Annotated in this window: 19 protein-coding genes; 11 read left to right on the top strand and 8 right to left on the bottom strand. The window is 62.8% G+C overall.

The window, feature by feature from the left end; translation table 11 throughout:
- Nucleotides 1-30 precede the first annotated feature (30 nt).
- A complete protein-coding gene (locus GYB81_RS23040; RefSeq protein WP_022579755.1) occupies nucleotides 31-1011 on the bottom strand; it encodes a hypothetical protein in 981 nt (326 codons plus the stop codon).
- A gap of 91 nt (nucleotides 1012-1102) precedes the next feature.
- Between GYB81_RS23040 and GYB81_RS23035 the strand changes: the two genes are divergently transcribed.
- From GYB81_RS23035 to GYB81_RS22990, 10 genes are all read left to right on the top strand, one after another.
- Nucleotides 1103-1336, top strand: coding sequence for a hypothetical protein (locus GYB81_RS23035; protein ID WP_022579754.1), 234 nt, complete (start codon nucleotides 1103-1105; stop codon nucleotides 1334-1336).
- A 3-nt stretch (nucleotides 1337-1339) separates the two neighbouring features.
- The gene (locus tag GYB81_RS23030) at nucleotides 1340-2215 is read left to right on the top strand and encodes a helicase RepA family protein (RefSeq protein ID WP_022579753.1); all 876 of its coding nucleotides are present in this window, start codon (nucleotides 1340-1342) and stop codon (nucleotides 2213-2215) included.
- Nucleotides 2205-3074, top strand: a complete 870-nt coding sequence (repC, locus tag GYB81_RS23025) for a replication protein C, IncQ-type (protein WP_031754834.1) — start codon at nucleotides 2205-2207, stop codon at nucleotides 3072-3074. The genes GYB81_RS23030 and repC overlap by 11 nt, the downstream gene beginning before the upstream one ends.
- Before the next feature lie 731 nt (nucleotides 3075-3805).
- Nucleotides 3806-4084 (top strand): TraK family protein, encoded by a 279-nt coding sequence (locus GYB81_RS23020; RefSeq protein WP_022579751.1) that lies wholly within the window; start codon nucleotides 3806-3808, stop codon nucleotides 4082-4084.
- Nucleotides 4085-4403: 319 nt separating this feature from the next.
- A complete protein-coding gene (gene traJ / locus GYB81_RS23015) occupies nucleotides 4404-4775 on the top strand; it encodes a conjugal transfer transcriptional regulator TraJ (RefSeq protein ID WP_022579750.1) in 372 nt (123 codons plus the stop codon).
- A 265-nt stretch (nucleotides 4776-5040) separates the two neighbouring features.
- Nucleotides 5041-5826 carry a P-type conjugative transfer protein TrbJ gene (trbJ, locus tag GYB81_RS23010; protein ID WP_022579749.1) on the top strand — a complete coding sequence of 262 codons (786 nt, stop codon included), beginning with the start codon at nucleotides 5041-5043 and terminating at the stop codon, nucleotides 5824-5826.
- A 15-nt stretch (nucleotides 5827-5841) separates the two neighbouring features.
- Nucleotides 5842-6111 (top strand): entry exclusion lipoprotein TrbK, encoded by a 270-nt coding sequence (trbK, locus tag GYB81_RS23005; protein ID WP_022579748.1) that lies wholly within the window; start codon nucleotides 5842-5844, stop codon nucleotides 6109-6111.
- Nucleotides 6108-7697, top strand: a complete 1590-nt coding sequence (gene trbL, locus GYB81_RS23000; RefSeq protein ID WP_022579747.1) for a P-type conjugative transfer protein TrbL — start codon at nucleotides 6108-6110, stop codon at nucleotides 7695-7697. Before trbK ends, trbL begins: the two co-directional genes overlap by 4 nt.
- 2 nt (nucleotides 7698-7699) lie before the next feature.
- Complete coding sequence (locus GYB81_RS22995; protein WP_022579746.1) at nucleotides 7700-7972, top strand: hypothetical protein; 273 nt, start codon at nucleotides 7700-7702, stop codon at nucleotides 7970-7972.
- A 62-nt stretch (nucleotides 7973-8034) separates the two neighbouring features.
- Nucleotides 8035-8265 carry a type I toxin-antitoxin system ptaRNA1 family toxin gene (locus tag GYB81_RS22990; RefSeq protein WP_000212713.1) on the top strand — a complete coding sequence of 77 codons (231 nt, stop codon included), beginning with the start codon at nucleotides 8035-8037 and terminating at the stop codon, nucleotides 8263-8265.
- A gap of 244 nt (nucleotides 8266-8509) precedes the next feature.
- On the opposite strand, the gene GYB81_RS24825 is transcribed toward GYB81_RS22990, so the two are convergent.
- The 7 genes from GYB81_RS24825 to merT form a co-directional block, all read right to left on the bottom strand.
- Entirely contained in the window at nucleotides 8510-9058 is a 549-nt protein-coding gene (locus GYB81_RS24825) for a hypothetical protein (protein ID WP_022579745.1), read from the bottom strand.
- Nucleotides 9059-9228: 170 nt separating this feature from the next.
- Entirely contained in the window at nucleotides 9229-9447 is a 219-nt protein-coding gene (merE, locus tag GYB81_RS22975) for a broad-spectrum mercury transporter MerE (protein ID WP_022579744.1), read from the bottom strand.
- Nucleotides 9444-9809, bottom strand: a complete 366-nt coding sequence (merD, locus tag GYB81_RS22970; protein WP_022579743.1) for a mercury resistance co-regulator MerD — start codon at nucleotides 9807-9809, stop codon at nucleotides 9444-9446. The genes merE and merD overlap by 4 nt, the downstream gene beginning before the upstream one ends.
- Nucleotides 9810-9920: 111 nt before the next feature.
- Entirely contained in the window at nucleotides 9921-10559 is a 639-nt protein-coding gene (gene merB, locus GYB81_RS22965; RefSeq protein ID WP_000761850.1) for an organomercurial lyase MerB, read from the bottom strand.
- 14 nt (nucleotides 10560-10573) lie between these two features.
- A complete protein-coding gene (gene merA / locus GYB81_RS22960; protein WP_031294484.1) occupies nucleotides 10574-12262 on the bottom strand; it encodes a mercury(II) reductase in 1689 nt (562 codons plus the stop codon).
- A gap of 10 nt (nucleotides 12263-12272) precedes the next feature.
- Nucleotides 12273-12551, bottom strand: a complete 279-nt coding sequence (merP, locus tag GYB81_RS22955; protein ID WP_022579741.1) for a mercury resistance system periplasmic binding protein MerP — start codon at nucleotides 12549-12551, stop codon at nucleotides 12273-12275.
- A 13-nt stretch (nucleotides 12552-12564) separates the two neighbouring features.
- Nucleotides 12565-12915 carry a mercuric ion transporter MerT gene (gene merT, locus GYB81_RS22950; RefSeq protein WP_022579740.1) on the bottom strand — a complete coding sequence of 117 codons (351 nt, stop codon included), beginning with the start codon at nucleotides 12913-12915 and terminating at the stop codon, nucleotides 12565-12567.
- 71 nt (nucleotides 12916-12986) lie between these two features.
- Here merT and GYB81_RS22945 point away from each other — a divergent pair.
- The coding region (locus tag GYB81_RS22945; protein ID WP_161897961.1) for a MerR family DNA-binding transcriptional regulator at nucleotides 12987-13128 on the top strand (142 nt) is incomplete at its 3' end.

Below are 13128 nucleotides of genomic sequence, written 5' to 3'. Positions count from 1 at the left end.
CAATGCGGATTGTTTCGTCCTATTAGTTGGTCAATTAGGTTGACGCCGTGAGCGCGGCTTTGTACTCAAGCGGAACATTGCGGGGATCGCCGCCAGCGCCTTCGATACCGCTTGGCGCTCGATGCCGAGCTTTCGCGCAATCTCCGACTGATTGAGTCCAGACCACTGGAGCATCAGCATCTGCTTTTTGCGATCCGATAGCTTCGAGTCCACCATCAGCCGTGCTTGATTGCGCAGCTCTGCCTTGTCCGCCGGCTGTAAGGTTTGGCCCGCGACATAGTGGAAGAAGTAGCTGTCAACCAGTTGATCGCCCGATTTCACTTGGGCAGTGGCCGGCTTCGCGCATTGCTGGTTGAGTCTCGCCAGTTCGAGGTCGAATTGCGCGAGGGATCGCCTTGCTTGTCTGTAGACAGGGTTCCATGCGCCGCTCGGCAATTTAGGCCGGTGATCCAGGCAATACAGGCTGCTTAGTCGAAGCTTTTCCTCTGGATCGTCCGCCTTCGGATCATCGCTCCCGCCGGCGAATGAGGTCAGCTCGGCGAGTGATCCGCAGAACCGGCAGAACCCCTGGAGGCGTTCGCCATTCAGTCGGGTGTCGCGCACCTTCGACTTCACCGGCCGTTTGCAGGCGCAGTCCCATACAAGCCCAATCAACGATTCGAGTGTCGCAACAAACCGCCGATCTCTTGGCGTCTGCCTATCCTCCGTTTTGATGAACTGGCGCAGCAACTGCCGCTGCATGCGAACCATCGCATCAAGTCCAACCAGTCGAATGATCCCGCTGAGGCCCACCCCTGTCCCTGCTCCGGGGATATGGCCCAAGTAGCGTTGTGGCAGCGTCGCCGTGTACGCAGCCACGGCGGGGTCAATGAGTTCCTGTATCAGCCCAACGATGGGGTAGCGCCGCGAGGAGGCGGAATACGGCCGCCAGCGATCCTCAAACTGCTCGATGGCTTCCGAGACAGTGGGATCGCAGCCTTCCCAGATGACAATGGTTGGATCGTTCTTCATGTCAACCATTTTGGACAACTAATAAGATGTAGGCAACCCCCAATAGCGCCTAACCTTCGTTGCAATTCAGTTGATAACGGAGGTTTACGCAATGACGATAGAAGACACGCTGCTGCAACGCTTTGGCCCGCTGCTGAGCATGGCGCAGCTCGCCTCTGTCCTGGATCGATCGCCTGATGGATTGCGGATCAGCCTGCGCGCGACGAACGAGTGGACGCAGCGGATCAACAAGGCTCGGTTGAAGATCGGCCGGCGGGTCTACTTCCGAACCTCGCAGATCGCCGAGGCATTGAGCGACGAGTCCCTGTACGGAACGGGGAACTGAGTCATGGCGATTGATGTACTGGCGGCGTTCGAGCATGAACCGCCGGTGCTGGACTTCATATGGCCGGGCTTCCTCGCGGGAACCGTCGGCGCGCTCGTCGCCCCAGGGGCCACTGGCAAGAGCTTCTGGGCGCTGGAAGCGGCCATGAGCATCGCATGCAGCGTGGCCGGCGGCGACCTCGTGGGACTTGCTCCCGCGCACACCGGGCGCGTGGTCTATCTGGCCGGGGAAGACCCACCGCCCGCGCTTGTGCGGCGCATTCATGCCATCGGCCAGCACCTCGGGCACGCGGCTCGTCAAGCCATCGCGGAGAACCTCGCGCTTGAGCCGATCATGGGCAAGCGCCTGGACATCATGAAAAAGGCCCACTTGCGCCGCGTTATTGAGGACGGTGCCGGGGCGCGGCTGATCGTGCTGGACACCCTGAGCCGCATTCACACTCTCGATGAGAACAGCAACGGCAACATGGCCCACCTCGTGGCCGTACTGGAGCACGTTGCTGCCACCACGGGTGCATCCGTGCTCTACCTGCACCACGTCAGCAAGGGCAGCGCCCGCGAAGGGCAGACCGACCAGCAGCAGGCCGCGCGTGGCGCGTCCGCGCTGATCGACAACGCCAGGTGGTGCGGTTACGTCGCCCGCATGACCGAGGACGAGGCGAAGCGCCTCAGCGACCGCGCCCATGACCGGCAGCCCATCGGCGATGAGCGGCGCGGCTACTTCGTGCGTTTCGGCGTCAGCAAGCAGAACTACGACGCCACGCCGCTTGATCGCTGGTACATGCGGCACGCCGGCGGCGTGCTGGTGCCGGTGGAGCTGTATGAGGCCAGCAGGAATGAGGAAAGACGTGATGGTCGGAGGCGAGGCGATGGCTTTTGACCTCACCCATGCCAGGCACGATCCAATGCACTGCTTGGTCCCCGGCTTGTTCCGCAGTCTCAAGCGCGGCGAACGGAAGAGGCTCAAGCTCGATGTGACGTATCACTACGCCGAAAATGAACAAGCGCGGTTCGTCGGCTTCGAGCCTCTTGGTGCTGATGACATGCGGCTGCTGCAAGGTCTTGTGGCTCTTGGAGGACCGAAGGGCATCATCCTGACGCCAGAGCCAACAGCGGACTTGCCGAAGCAACTCCGTCTATTCCTTGAGCCGAAGTTCGACGCGGTAGGGCAGGATGCGCTGGTCGTGAGAGAGAGTATGACCAGCCTGCTAGGCGAAATCGGCTTGACCGATGGCGGCGACAATATCAGGGCGATCAAGGCGAGCTTGCTGCGCATGGCAAACGTGACGGTGGTAGTCAGCAAGGGAAGCAGGCAAAGGTCTTTTCACCTGATGAGCTACGCCTTCAATGAGGAGGACGGGCGGTTGTTCGTCGCGCTGAATCCCCAGATTGCGGAGGCGATTCTTGGGAGGCGCCCGTATACCCGCATCGAGATGGCCGAGGTGCGGGCGCTACAAACCGACCCGGCCCGCCTGATTCACCAACGGCTATGCGGCTGGATCGATCCCGGCAAAGCCGGGCGCGTGGAACTCGATACCCTTTCTGGCTACGTCTGGCCGGACGAGGCGAACGCCGAGGCCATGAAGAAGCGCCGCCAGAAGGCCCGCAAGGCTCTGGCCGAGCTTGCCACCGTGGGCTGGAAGGTCAGCGAGTATGCGGCAGGGAAGTGGGAAATTGGCAGGCCGAAGCCCGTAGTAACGTTCCCCAAACTCCGTAGCAATGTTCCCCTTCACCCGTAGCAACGTTCCCCGTCTCAAACCGGAAAACACAGCAACGGCGCGGGCTTGCGGCTAGTTCGCAAATTCCATCCATGATCTTCCAAGATCATCCACTAGGCGCGGTGCTTGCCGCCGCCCTTTAGGGCGACGCCAAGCCCTTGCCGCTTGCCGATGGTCGGCCTTCGGCCGTTGAGTTGTACGCCAGAAGGGGGGGCAGCTCCGGGCGGTTCTTTTAGCGGCTAAAACGCTGCGCCCCTCAAGTGTCAATAGGCAGGTGTTGTATGTTGTATGTTGTATGTTGTAGCGCGCTACAACATACAACAGTTCAAATCCATTCCCGGTCACGTCATGAGGCCGGCCCTTCTTTCGCGCACACGTCGAGCTGCAGCATCGCCATTTCCGGCGAGGCTGGCCATGTCCGGGCCACGGTCGACCATCGCCACATCCGACGATGCACCGAGGGCCCCATCGTCAGTTCCGACGATGGCGGCCGCCGGCGCTCGAGCTCGCATCGCCGCCTCTGACGATGTGATCCACTCTTTGACACTTGAGGGGCCGAGCGGCGGGGGATTCTCTCGGCCTCCCTCTTGGCGTTCAACCTTCCGTGCCGAATGGGCTGCCATCCCTATTTCGATGCGCGTGCCAGTGTCATCGGCTCCATGTCAACCGTTTCGGCCAATTATTGGAATGTTGTGTAGGCGGGCACTCCGTAACCTTCGGAGTAGTTCAGTTGATAACGGAGGTTTACGGACATGGCGACGACAGAAAGCAGCTATCCAGACGAGCTGGCCGCACGGCTCGCTCATCAGCAGCAGACCTCGCAGATAAAGCGCAGGGACTACCTGGCCGCTTTCATGGCGGCGCGCGCGGACGTGAAGGAAGCGATGGAGGCCGGCTACGCGCTCAAGATCATCTGGGAGCACATGCGCGAGATTGGGCGAATCCCTTTCCGCTATGAGACGTTCCTGAAATACGTTCGCCAGCACATCACCAATGCGCCGCCTGGCTCCACGGGTCAGGGCACGAAGTGAGCAAAGTCCCATGCTCAATCGCTGCAAGCGCATGGCTGAAACGCTGTTACCGGCCTCTTGGATCGCTGCAAGCACACGGACGTTGGCAATTTCCGTTGGTTTTCTCGCTGCTGGCGCGCTGTTGCGAAGCAATGGTGCGGTTACAGCGCGAAATTCGATGAGTCATACGAGACAAAAACAACGCCGTAAGGCGGGCAGGATGTGTGAAGTAGGCCCACCGGCAAGCCGGTTGTCCTTCTTCACTGTCCCTTATTCGCGCGGGGCGCTCAACGGGCATCCTGCTCTGCGAGGCTGCCGGCTACCGCCGGTTGGAGGACAAATGGGCGACGAGAATCGAATCACCAGGAAGGGCAGCCCACCGATCAAGGTGTACTGCCTTCCAGAAGAACGCGAACTGATTGAGGCGAACGCCAAGATGGCGGGAATCAGCATGGCGCGCTACCTGCGCGACGTAGGCCAGGGCTACCAGGTCAGGGGTGTCATGGACTATCACTATGTGCGCGAGTTGGTGCGAGTGAATGGCGACCTTGGCCGGCTGGGCGGATTGCTCAAGCTATGGCTGACCGACGATCCGCGCACAGCCCGGTTCGGCGATGCCACGATCCTTGCCCTGCTGGGTCGGATCGAGGCCACCCAGGACGAAATGAGCCGGCTCATGAAGTCGGTGGTGCAGCCGAGGGCCGAACCTTGAGAGTTTTAGCAGCTAAATTACCGTGTGCTGCACGCGACACAAGCCCCTTCCAGGCCGCCAGCCTGGGCGTTATCAACTCTTGGGAGAACGCATAAGGCCAGGGACACCCCGTAAGGGCCGAGAACAGAATCACCGAAGCCCGGGCCTCAGTGCCAAGGGCGATACCGATTAGCTAGTGGCGTAGCTCTTCGATGAAACCTTGCCGTGGGCAAGCGCGAGCTTGGTCAAGGCATTGCCTTTCTTTCATCGAATGGAGATTGCGACCATGAAGCACGTCCGTTTTTTAGCGGCTAAAACCGCGCTCGCCGCCGCTCTGGCCGGCAGCATCATCATCACCCCGGCGCAGGCAGGCATCCCCGTCATCGACGGCGGCAACCTGGTGCAAAACGTCATGACGGCCATCGAGTCGGTGGCGCAGACGCTCAAGCAGATCGAGCAGTACCAGACCCAGTTGCAGCAGTACGAAAACATGCTGCAAAACACAATGGCCCCGGCCGCGTATATCTGGGATCAGGCGCAGTCCACCATCAACGGATTGATGGCCGCCACCGACACGCTGAACTACTACCGGAATCAGCTCGGCAGCGTCGATGCGTACCTGGGCAAGTTCCAGGATGTGGCCTACTACCGTGGTTCGCCGTGCTTCTCGGCCGCCGGGTGCTCGGATGCCGAGCGCGCCGCGATGGAGCAAAACCGCAGCCTGGCGAGCGAGAGTCAGAAGAAGGCGAACGACGCGCTTTTCAAGGGCCTGGAGCAACAGCAGCGCAACCTTTCCGCCGATGCTCGCCAGCTCGAACGGCTCCAGTCCGCCGCGCAGGGCGCGACCGGGCAGATGCAGGCCATCGGCTACGCCAACCAGCTCGCCGCCAACCAGGCAAACCAGCTCCTGCAAATCCGTGGCCTGCTGATCGCACAGCAGAACGCCGCGACCGCCAGGATGCAGGCGCAGGCCGACGTAGAGGCGCAACAGCAGGCCGCCGGCGCGACTTCCAGGGAATCCAGGATCGAGCGCACGGCCAACCCAAGAAACTGGCTCGAACTGACCCGCTGACGGAGGCCCTGCACCATGAAGAATACGATGCTGCTTGCCGGCCTCGTGGTGGTGCTGGTGGCTGGTTGCGACAACAAGCCAGCCATCCCGCCCATGCCCGAGGTCAATGACACCAATTGCCAGATTGAGGCGATCACGAAGATCGAGGATAGGGCCACGCGCGAGAAATTCGCCGGGCTGTGCTCGCGCCGGTCGCCGGCCGCCGGCGGCATCGCGCCGACCGAGAAGCCCATGAACTGGCTCGAACTGGCCGACCCGAAAGACCAGAAGGAGGCGAAGCCATGAAAGCACTGCACAAGGCGGCGCTGATCGGCGTCGCCCTCGCGCTTTACTCCACCGCCGCGTCGGCCCAGCTCACCAACCAAGGGATGCTTGACCAGGTGGTGACGGAGTTCGCCACGCGGGCCACGTCCTGGCAGACGGTGGTGATGAATGCCGCGATGTTCCTGTTCTGGACGCTGGGCACGATCTCGCTGGTTTTCACGTTCGGCTTCATGGCGCTGCGCAAGGCCGACATTGGCGAGTTCTTCGCCGAGTTCATCAGGTTCATCCTGTTCTTCGGCTTCTTCCTCTGGCTGTTGCGCTATGGCCCGACCTTCGCCAACTCGATCATCCAGTCACTGGCCCGGCTTGGTGAGCAGGCGTCTGGGGTGGCGTCGGTGACACCCTCGGGCATCGTGGATATTGGCTTCATGATCTTGAAGCAGGCATTCAGGAACTCGTCGATCTGGTCGCCCGTGGATAGCTTCATCGGTGTGGCCTTGAGCGTCGGCATCCTGATCCTGCTGGCCGTTGTCGCCGTGAATATGTTGCTGCTTCTCGTGTCAGGCTGGCTGCTGATGTACGCCGGTATCTTCTTCCTTGGCTTCGGCGGCTCGCGTTGGACGTCAGACATGGCGATCAACTACTACAAGACCGTGCTGGGCGTGGCCGTGCAGATCATGACGATGGTGCTCCTGGTCGGCATCGGGAACGACCTGCTTTCCAGCTTCTACGCCAGGATGAACACCGGCACCCTGAACTTTGAAGAGCTGGGCGTGATGCTCGTTTTCTGCGTGGCGTTGCTCATGCTGGTCAATCGCGTGCCCCCGCTTGTCGCCGGCATCATCACCGGCTCGGGTATCGGTGGCGCTGGTGGCATCGGCAACTTCGGTGCAGGTGCCGCCATCGGTGCGGCTATGGGCGCGGCGAGCATGGCCGCCGGAGCGGCAAGCGTGGCTGGCGCGGCCGTGATGGGCGGTGCAGCCTCGGCCGCCGGCGGCATGTCGGCGATTAAAGCAGCGTTCGAGAAAGCAGGGGCCAGCGCCGGTGGCGAATCGGGCGGAATGCCCATGTTTGGTGGTGGTGCTGGCGGTGATTCCGATGCTGGATCGTTCGCGCAGGCGGCGGGCTTTGGTGGCGGCGGTTCCAGTGCCGGCACAAGTACGCCGCTCGGCCAGGCGGCCGGCTTCTATAACTCGGGAAGCTCCAGCAGTTCGGGCAGCAGCGGCCAGAGCAAGGTGGCACAGCAGACCAGCCACGCCGACAGCTCGGGCAGCGGTTCCAGCTCGAAGGCCAGCAGCGACGCCGGCAGCTCGAAGGCCGGCCAAGGTGCGGGCAGCCTTCTCGCGGCGACGGCTGCGAACCTGGCGCATGGCATTGGCGACGTTGCGAAGGCCAAGGCGGCCAGCATCCGCGACGCCGCTGCCGAACGCATCGCCGACACCACTGGCGGAAAGATCGCCGCCGCGATCCGGGCGAGCAGCCAGACAGACCAGGCGGCCGAGGATGTGCCCAGCTTCGGCGGCAACAGCCTGGCAGGGGCCGATTCGGCTGCTGCTGATCCTGATGATGAAGTGGCCACGTTCGCCAACCGCGACAAGGAGGTATGACGATGACGCCGAGAGGATTTTTCGATTGCCTGGACCTTGCCGCTACCGAGCAGCGCCAGGCACAGGCGGTTGAGGTTGAGCCGGTCGACGATCAATCGACTGATGCAGACCCCGCGGCAGAAGTTGCGGCCTTTGTTGATCGACCCGCCTCGCCCGTCATTGAGGCCACCAAGCCGGCGGCCAGGTCGGGCGGCAACGCCAGCAGCTACGGCAGCAGCGCGAGAAGCACGCCGCTGGCCGAGGCCGCCGGCTTCTACGGCACCGGCAGCCGATAAGCGCGCCGGCCGGCGTGGGGCCGGCCGACACTTCCACAACCCACCTGTTAGAGAGGTGAATCATGGCAACCCTGAATCCTACCAATGCAACGCAGGCCGTTCATCATGCAGCCGTGCAGCTCGCCGCGCTCGACTGGCTCGACCAGGACGCAGCGCGGCAGCTAGGGCCGCTCGCCGAGGCCGTCGCCAATGCCTTCATGGTCGTCTTCTACCAGGCCGAGACGGGCCGGGCGACGCCTGCTGACTTCCGCGAGGCCCTGGAGGCGGTGCGGCAGTCACTCCGTGCCGCGTAGGCACGCGCACCAGGAACAGCAAGGGCGGCCAGTGGCCGCCCTTGTCGTTTCCGGGCCTGCATCGTCATAGCCGGCGATGTGCGCCGGCGTGCTCGAGCATCGCCAGATCGGACCATGACGGCCGCTCTGGCTTTTCCCCTTGGCGTGGATCTCGCATCGTCATTTCCGGCGATGAGATCCCCGCGCACCAAGTCGCGCACATGGTGCTGCAGCACCGTCAGGAATGGCGATGCTGGCCAGCTCCCTACTCGATGCCGTGCATGACTTTGGCCCGCGCTGCAACTGCGCGGGCGTGCTCGACATAGGCCTGGTCGCCGGTGGCCTCGGCTTCGGCCAGGAACGCGGCCACGGTCTCGGTGCTGGTCAGCCATTTGGCCGGGTCAAACGGTGTCAGCATTTCACGGCCAGCAGCCTTCGTCATCTGGCGAAGTGCAATCAGTAGCTCGCCCTTGTCGCCATCCTCAAGGATGCTGTTCAGCAGTTCCACGGCATAGGCCGGGTCTTTGCGGAACGTTTCGACCATCGCGTCGTCATGTAGGCGTGCGCGCACCTGGTCAGCTTCCAAGGCATCACAGGCCGGCCACTCGCGACCAACGGCCGGCGCATCTACCCATTCGCGTTGTTCCGGCGGCAGTGGATATCCGCCGGCGGCTTCGGCCTCGGCCAGCAGCTCGGCCAGGGTGTAACGCACCTGGTCAGGCGTGGCGGCGCGGGCCGGGTCGGCCTTCAAGGCGTCATAGGCGGGGCCTGCCTTCTCATACAGCCAGTTTTCAAGGCTCTTCGGTTCGGTCATTCTTATCCCCTATTGTCAGGTCTACGCGCAGGCCGGTGCGGCTATCTGCAATCGCTTCGTCGGGTTCCTTCCTGCCCATGATGACTCCTTTGTGCGGGGATTGCTGTATTGTTTGCTAGCAGTGGCTTTCTGAGCAATCTCAAGGAAATCATCCGTCAATCTGGCAGTGCTCATGATCTTTCCCTGAACGCCCGCAGCGCCCGCGACAGGGACAGCAGGAACAAGCCGGTCAAACCGAGCGCCGCGATGACCCAATGCTCGCCGAGGAACGCGCCGGCGGTCGTACCGGCCAGCACGACGGCGAGGATGGGCAGGTGGCAGGGGCAGGTCAGCACAGCCAGTCCGCCCCACAGGTAGCCGGTAATGGGCTTGCGCTCGGGGCCGTTCATGGCAACGCCCCTTCCTGCCGGGCGACCTCGGCACGCAGCGCGCTCAACTGCACCTCCAGGCCCGCAAGCGCCCGCTGTCGCCGTTCGACGAGTTGGCGCAGCTCGGTGAGCCACACCGCCGCTTCACCCGCATCCGGCGCATCGAGCGCCCGGCACAGCCGGGTCAGCACGTCCAGGCCGACCCCCGCCTCGAAGGCGGCCCGCACGAAGCACAGTCGCTGCAAGGCGGCGTCATCGAACAGGCCGTAGCCACCCGTGGTGCAGGCGACTGGCCGCAGCAATCCGCGCAGCAGGTAGTCGCGCACGATATGCACGCTCACCCCGGCATCAAGGGCCAGCCGGGACACCGTGTAGGCGTTCATCGAACACCTCCTTTTGGTCGGTTCACGGCAATGCATATACCGTTTCGCCGAGTTCAATCCGCGCGCTGCGAATCCGATGCCGGTGCCGTAGAACATTGGGTCGATATCCGATCACGGTGTCCTAGATGACATGGTCTGCAACAGATGTCGATTAAACTCCTGGCCCAAGCCGAAAGCCTCGTGGACACTGACGATCGCCAATCCTTCCAATCCTTGATGCTTGGAGGCCCAGTCTTCCGCCGTCGGGACAGATGCAAAGAAATGTACATGGCAACAGAAGGACTGACGAACGTCGGCTGCTTCCTGCGGCAATACCAAGGACACCGCCATGCCGGCAGGTTCGACAGCCTGTATCTCGCTGGGTGAAACCGTGAGTGAAACGGGTGCTCCGGTTGCAGCGCAATGCGATGAGACGCGAGCTGTACGGCCGATCAGCGCCGGAAATATCAAGGTGTCCAGCGCGCACCAGGCATACAGACGGCGGTCGTCAATTTCAAAGACATACGAAGTCTCGCGCAAGGTGAGGCCGTAGCCGATGATGTTCCCATCTTTGTCATATTCGGTACTGGTGGCCTGTTCGAGTACGGCGGCCACTCGCTCAGCGGGCCAGTCGAGAATCCCGGCAAGTGTCGTTCGTGAAACCGGACGCCCCTTGGCGAGTTCCCGCAGTAGCGGGACCAAGAGATCCGCAGTACCATTGGTACGATTGACCGAAGTGAGACGTTCTAAAATATATGGGGCGAGCTTCATGGTTCCATCTCCTTTCATCCTGCGCAGCAGGACAATTGTTTGACATCCTTGGTGAAGGTCTGCGCCGCGAGCTTCAGCCCCTCGACCATCGTCAGGTAGGGGAACAACTGGTCAGCCAGTTCCTGTACGGTCATGCGGTTACGGATCGCGAGCACCGCCGTCTGGATCAGCTCGCCCGCTTCCGGGGCCACTGCCTGTACCCCAATGAGTCGTCCGCTACCTTCCTCGATTACCAGCTTGATAAAGCCGCGTGTGTCGAAGTTGGCGAGCGCACGCGGCACGTTATCCAGTGTTAGCAGGCGGCTGTCGGTCTCGATCCCGTCGTGGTGCGCTTCCGCCTCGCTGTAGCCCACAGTGGCGACCTGCGGATCGGTGAACACCACCGCCGGCATCGCGGTCAGATTGAGCGTAGCGTCTCCGCCGGTCATGTTGATGGCCGCACGGGTGCCGGCGGCCGCTGCCACATAGACGAATTGCGGCTGGTCAGTGCAGTCTCCTGCGGCATAAATGTGTGGCGTACTGGTGCGCATGCCCTTGTCAATGACGATGGCTCCCTGCGCATTGACGGCGACACCCGCCGCTTCCAGCGCCAAGCTGCGCGTGTTCGGCGTGCGGCCGGTAGCGACCAGCAACTTGTCGGCGCGCACTTCGCCGTGCCCTGTGGTCAGCACGAATTCGCCGTCCGCATAGGCGACCTGGCTGGCTTGCGTGTGTTCCAGAACCTTGATTCCTTCGGCACGAAAGGCGGCTGTGACGGCCTCACCGATGGCCGGGTCTTCGCGGAAGAACAGTGTGCTGCGCGCCAGGATCGTGACCTGGCTGCCCAGCCGGGCGAAGGCTTGCGCCAGTTCCAGCGCCACCACCGACGATCCGATCACGGCTAGGCGTTCGGGAATGGTGTCACTCACTAGGGCCTCGGTAGATGTCCAGTACGGCGTGCCTTTCAAACCAGTGATGGGCGGAATGGCCGGACTGGCACCAGTGGCGACCAGGCAGCGATCGAACACCACGACGCGCTCGCCGCCATCGTTCAAACGGACGGTAAGGCTTTGGTCATCCTTGAAACGCGCTTCACCATGCAGAACGGTGATGGCCGGGTTGCCATCCAGGATGCCTTCATACTTGGCGTGGCGCAGCTCATCGACGCGCGCCTGCTGCTGGGCCAGTAGTTTGCTGCGGTTAATCGCCGGCACAGTAGCCGCGATGCCATCGTCGAACGGACTTTCACGGCGCAGATGCGCAATGTGGGCGGCACGGATCATGATCTTGGACGGTACGCAGCCGATGTTGACGCAGGTGCCGCCGATAGTACCGCGCTCGATCAGCGTGACTTTCGCGCCTTGCTCGACGGCCTTCAAGGCCGCCGCCATCGCCGCGCCGCCGCTGCCGATCACGGCCACGTGCAGCGCCGGCTCGCCGCCTTCATGCTTCGTGTCGCCACCGAGCCAGCCCAGCGCCTTATCCAACAGGCCGGTAGGCTTGTTCGGCGTGTCGGCGAGCCGTGCGCGGTAGCCGAGCGCGGCCACTGCGGCTACCAGAGGGGGCAAGTTCACGCCCGCGTCCGCCTCGATTTCGGCCTGCCGCTGCGCATAGGACACCGAGGCCGAGCGCACGCCGGGCACGTTTTTCAGGGCCTGCTGGACGTGCTCGGCGCACGACGTGCAGGTCATGCCTTCGATGTGAAGGGTGATCGCTTCGGCCATGACAGTGCCCTCACTGCTTGACGCTGGAGGGGTAGCCCGCGTTTGCGGTGGCCTTGGTCAAGGCGTCGGCATTGGTCTTCGCGTCGTCGAAGGTGACGACGGCTTCCCGCTTCTCGTAACTGACCTCGGCCTTTTGCACGCCGTCCACCTTGGTGAGTGCCTTCTTTACTGTGATCGGGCACGCGGCGCAGGTCATGCCGGGCACCGACAGGGTAACGGTCTTGGTGGCGGCCCAGGCGGGCGTGCTCAGGGCGGCGGCCAGGGCGATCAGGGTGGCGAGTTTCTTCATGGCAATTCTCCTTTCAATAGAACAGCGGCAGGATGTAGGGGAAAGCGAGGGCAACCAGAACCAGGGCGGCCACGACCCAGAAAATCACCTTGTAGGCCGTCCGCACTTGGGGCACGGCGCAGACGTCGCCCGGCTTGCAGGCATGGGCCGGTCGGAAGATGCTGCGCCAGGCGAAGAACAGCGCGACGAGTGCCGCGCCGATGAAGATCGGCCGGTACGGCTCCAGCACGGTCAGGTTGCCGATCCACGCGCCCGAGAAGCCGAGCGCGACCAGGACGAGGGGGCCGAGGCAACAGGCCGAGGCGAGGACGGCCGCGATGCCGCCGGTCGCCAGTGCGCCGCGGCCGTTCTTGGGTTCCGACATAAGGTTCTCCTTCCGGGACTTCGCTTGATGCTGTAACGTTACTTCCGTAGTCAACTACGGAGTCAAGCACCATGGAGAACGCTCAAGAGAATCTGACCATCGGGGCCTTCGCCAAGGCCGCCGGGGTGAACGTGGAGACGATCCGCTTCTATCAGCTCAAGGGCCTACTGCCCCAGCCGGAGCGGCCCTACGGGGGGTCGTTTGCGGGAGAGG

Source organism: Pseudomonas yangonensis (assembly GCF_009932725.1).
Lineage (GTDB): Bacteria > Pseudomonadota > Gammaproteobacteria > Pseudomonadales > Pseudomonadaceae > Aquipseudomonas > Aquipseudomonas yangonensis.
Note: the sequence above shows the minus strand (reverse complement) of the source record. Positions and strands in the feature narration are given on the sequence as shown.

What these genes read in the sequence shown, in the direction of transcription:
- traJ (WP_022579750.1), top strand. Translation starts at nt 4,404, where the DNA reads ATGGGCGACGAGAATCGAATCACCAGGAAGGGCAGCCCACCGATCAAG.
- GYB81_RS22990 (WP_000212713.1), top strand. Translation starts at nt 8,035, where the DNA reads ATGGCAACCCTGAATCCTACCAATGCAACGCAGGCCGTTCATCATGCA.
- trbK (WP_022579748.1), top strand. Translation starts at nt 5,842, where the DNA reads ATGAAGAATACGATGCTGCTTGCCGGCCTCGTGGTGGTGCTGGTGGCT.
- GYB81_RS24825 (WP_022579745.1), bottom strand. Translation starts at nt 9,058, where the DNA reads ATGACCGAACCGAAGAGCCTTGAAAACTGGCTGTATGAGAAGGCAGGC.
- merB (WP_000761850.1), bottom strand. Translation starts at nt 10,559, where the DNA reads ATGAAGCTCGCCCCATATATTTTAGAACGTCTCACTTCGGTCAATCGT.
- merP (WP_022579741.1), bottom strand. Translation starts at nt 12,551, where the DNA reads ATGAAGAAACTCGCCACCCTGATCGCCCTGGCCGCCGCCCTGAGCACG.
- merD (WP_022579743.1), bottom strand. Translation starts at nt 9,809, where the DNA reads ATGAACGCCTACACGGTGTCCCGGCTGGCCCTTGATGCCGGGGTGAGC.
- GYB81_RS23040 (WP_022579755.1), bottom strand. Translation starts at nt 1,011, where the DNA reads ATGAAGAACGATCCAACCATTGTCATCTGGGAAGGCTGCGATCCCACT.
- repC (WP_031754834.1), top strand. Translation starts at nt 2,205, where the DNA reads ATGGCTTTTGACCTCACCCATGCCAGGCACGATCCAATGCACTGCTTG.
- GYB81_RS23030 (WP_022579753.1), top strand. Translation starts at nt 1,340, where the DNA reads ATGGCGATTGATGTACTGGCGGCGTTCGAGCATGAACCGCCGGTGCTG.
- trbJ (WP_022579749.1), top strand. Translation starts at nt 5,041, where the DNA reads ATGAAGCACGTCCGTTTTTTAGCGGCTAAAACCGCGCTCGCCGCCGCT.
- GYB81_RS23020 (WP_022579751.1), top strand. Translation starts at nt 3,806, where the DNA reads ATGGCGACGACAGAAAGCAGCTATCCAGACGAGCTGGCCGCACGGCTC.
- GYB81_RS22995 (WP_022579746.1), top strand. Translation starts at nt 7,700, where the DNA reads ATGACGCCGAGAGGATTTTTCGATTGCCTGGACCTTGCCGCTACCGAG.
- merA (WP_031294484.1), bottom strand. Translation starts at nt 12,262, where the DNA reads ATGGCCGAAGCGATCACCCTTCACATCGAAGGCATGACCTGCACGTCG.
- trbL (WP_022579747.1), top strand. Translation starts at nt 6,108, where the DNA reads ATGAAAGCACTGCACAAGGCGGCGCTGATCGGCGTCGCCCTCGCGCTT.
- merT (WP_022579740.1), bottom strand. Translation starts at nt 12,915, where the DNA reads ATGTCGGAACCCAAGAACGGCCGCGGCGCACTGGCGACCGGCGGCATC.
- GYB81_RS23035 (WP_022579754.1), top strand. Translation starts at nt 1,103, where the DNA reads ATGACGATAGAAGACACGCTGCTGCAACGCTTTGGCCCGCTGCTGAGC.
- merE (WP_022579744.1), bottom strand. Translation starts at nt 9,447, where the DNA reads ATGAACGGCCCCGAGCGCAAGCCCATTACCGGCTACCTGTGGGGCGGA.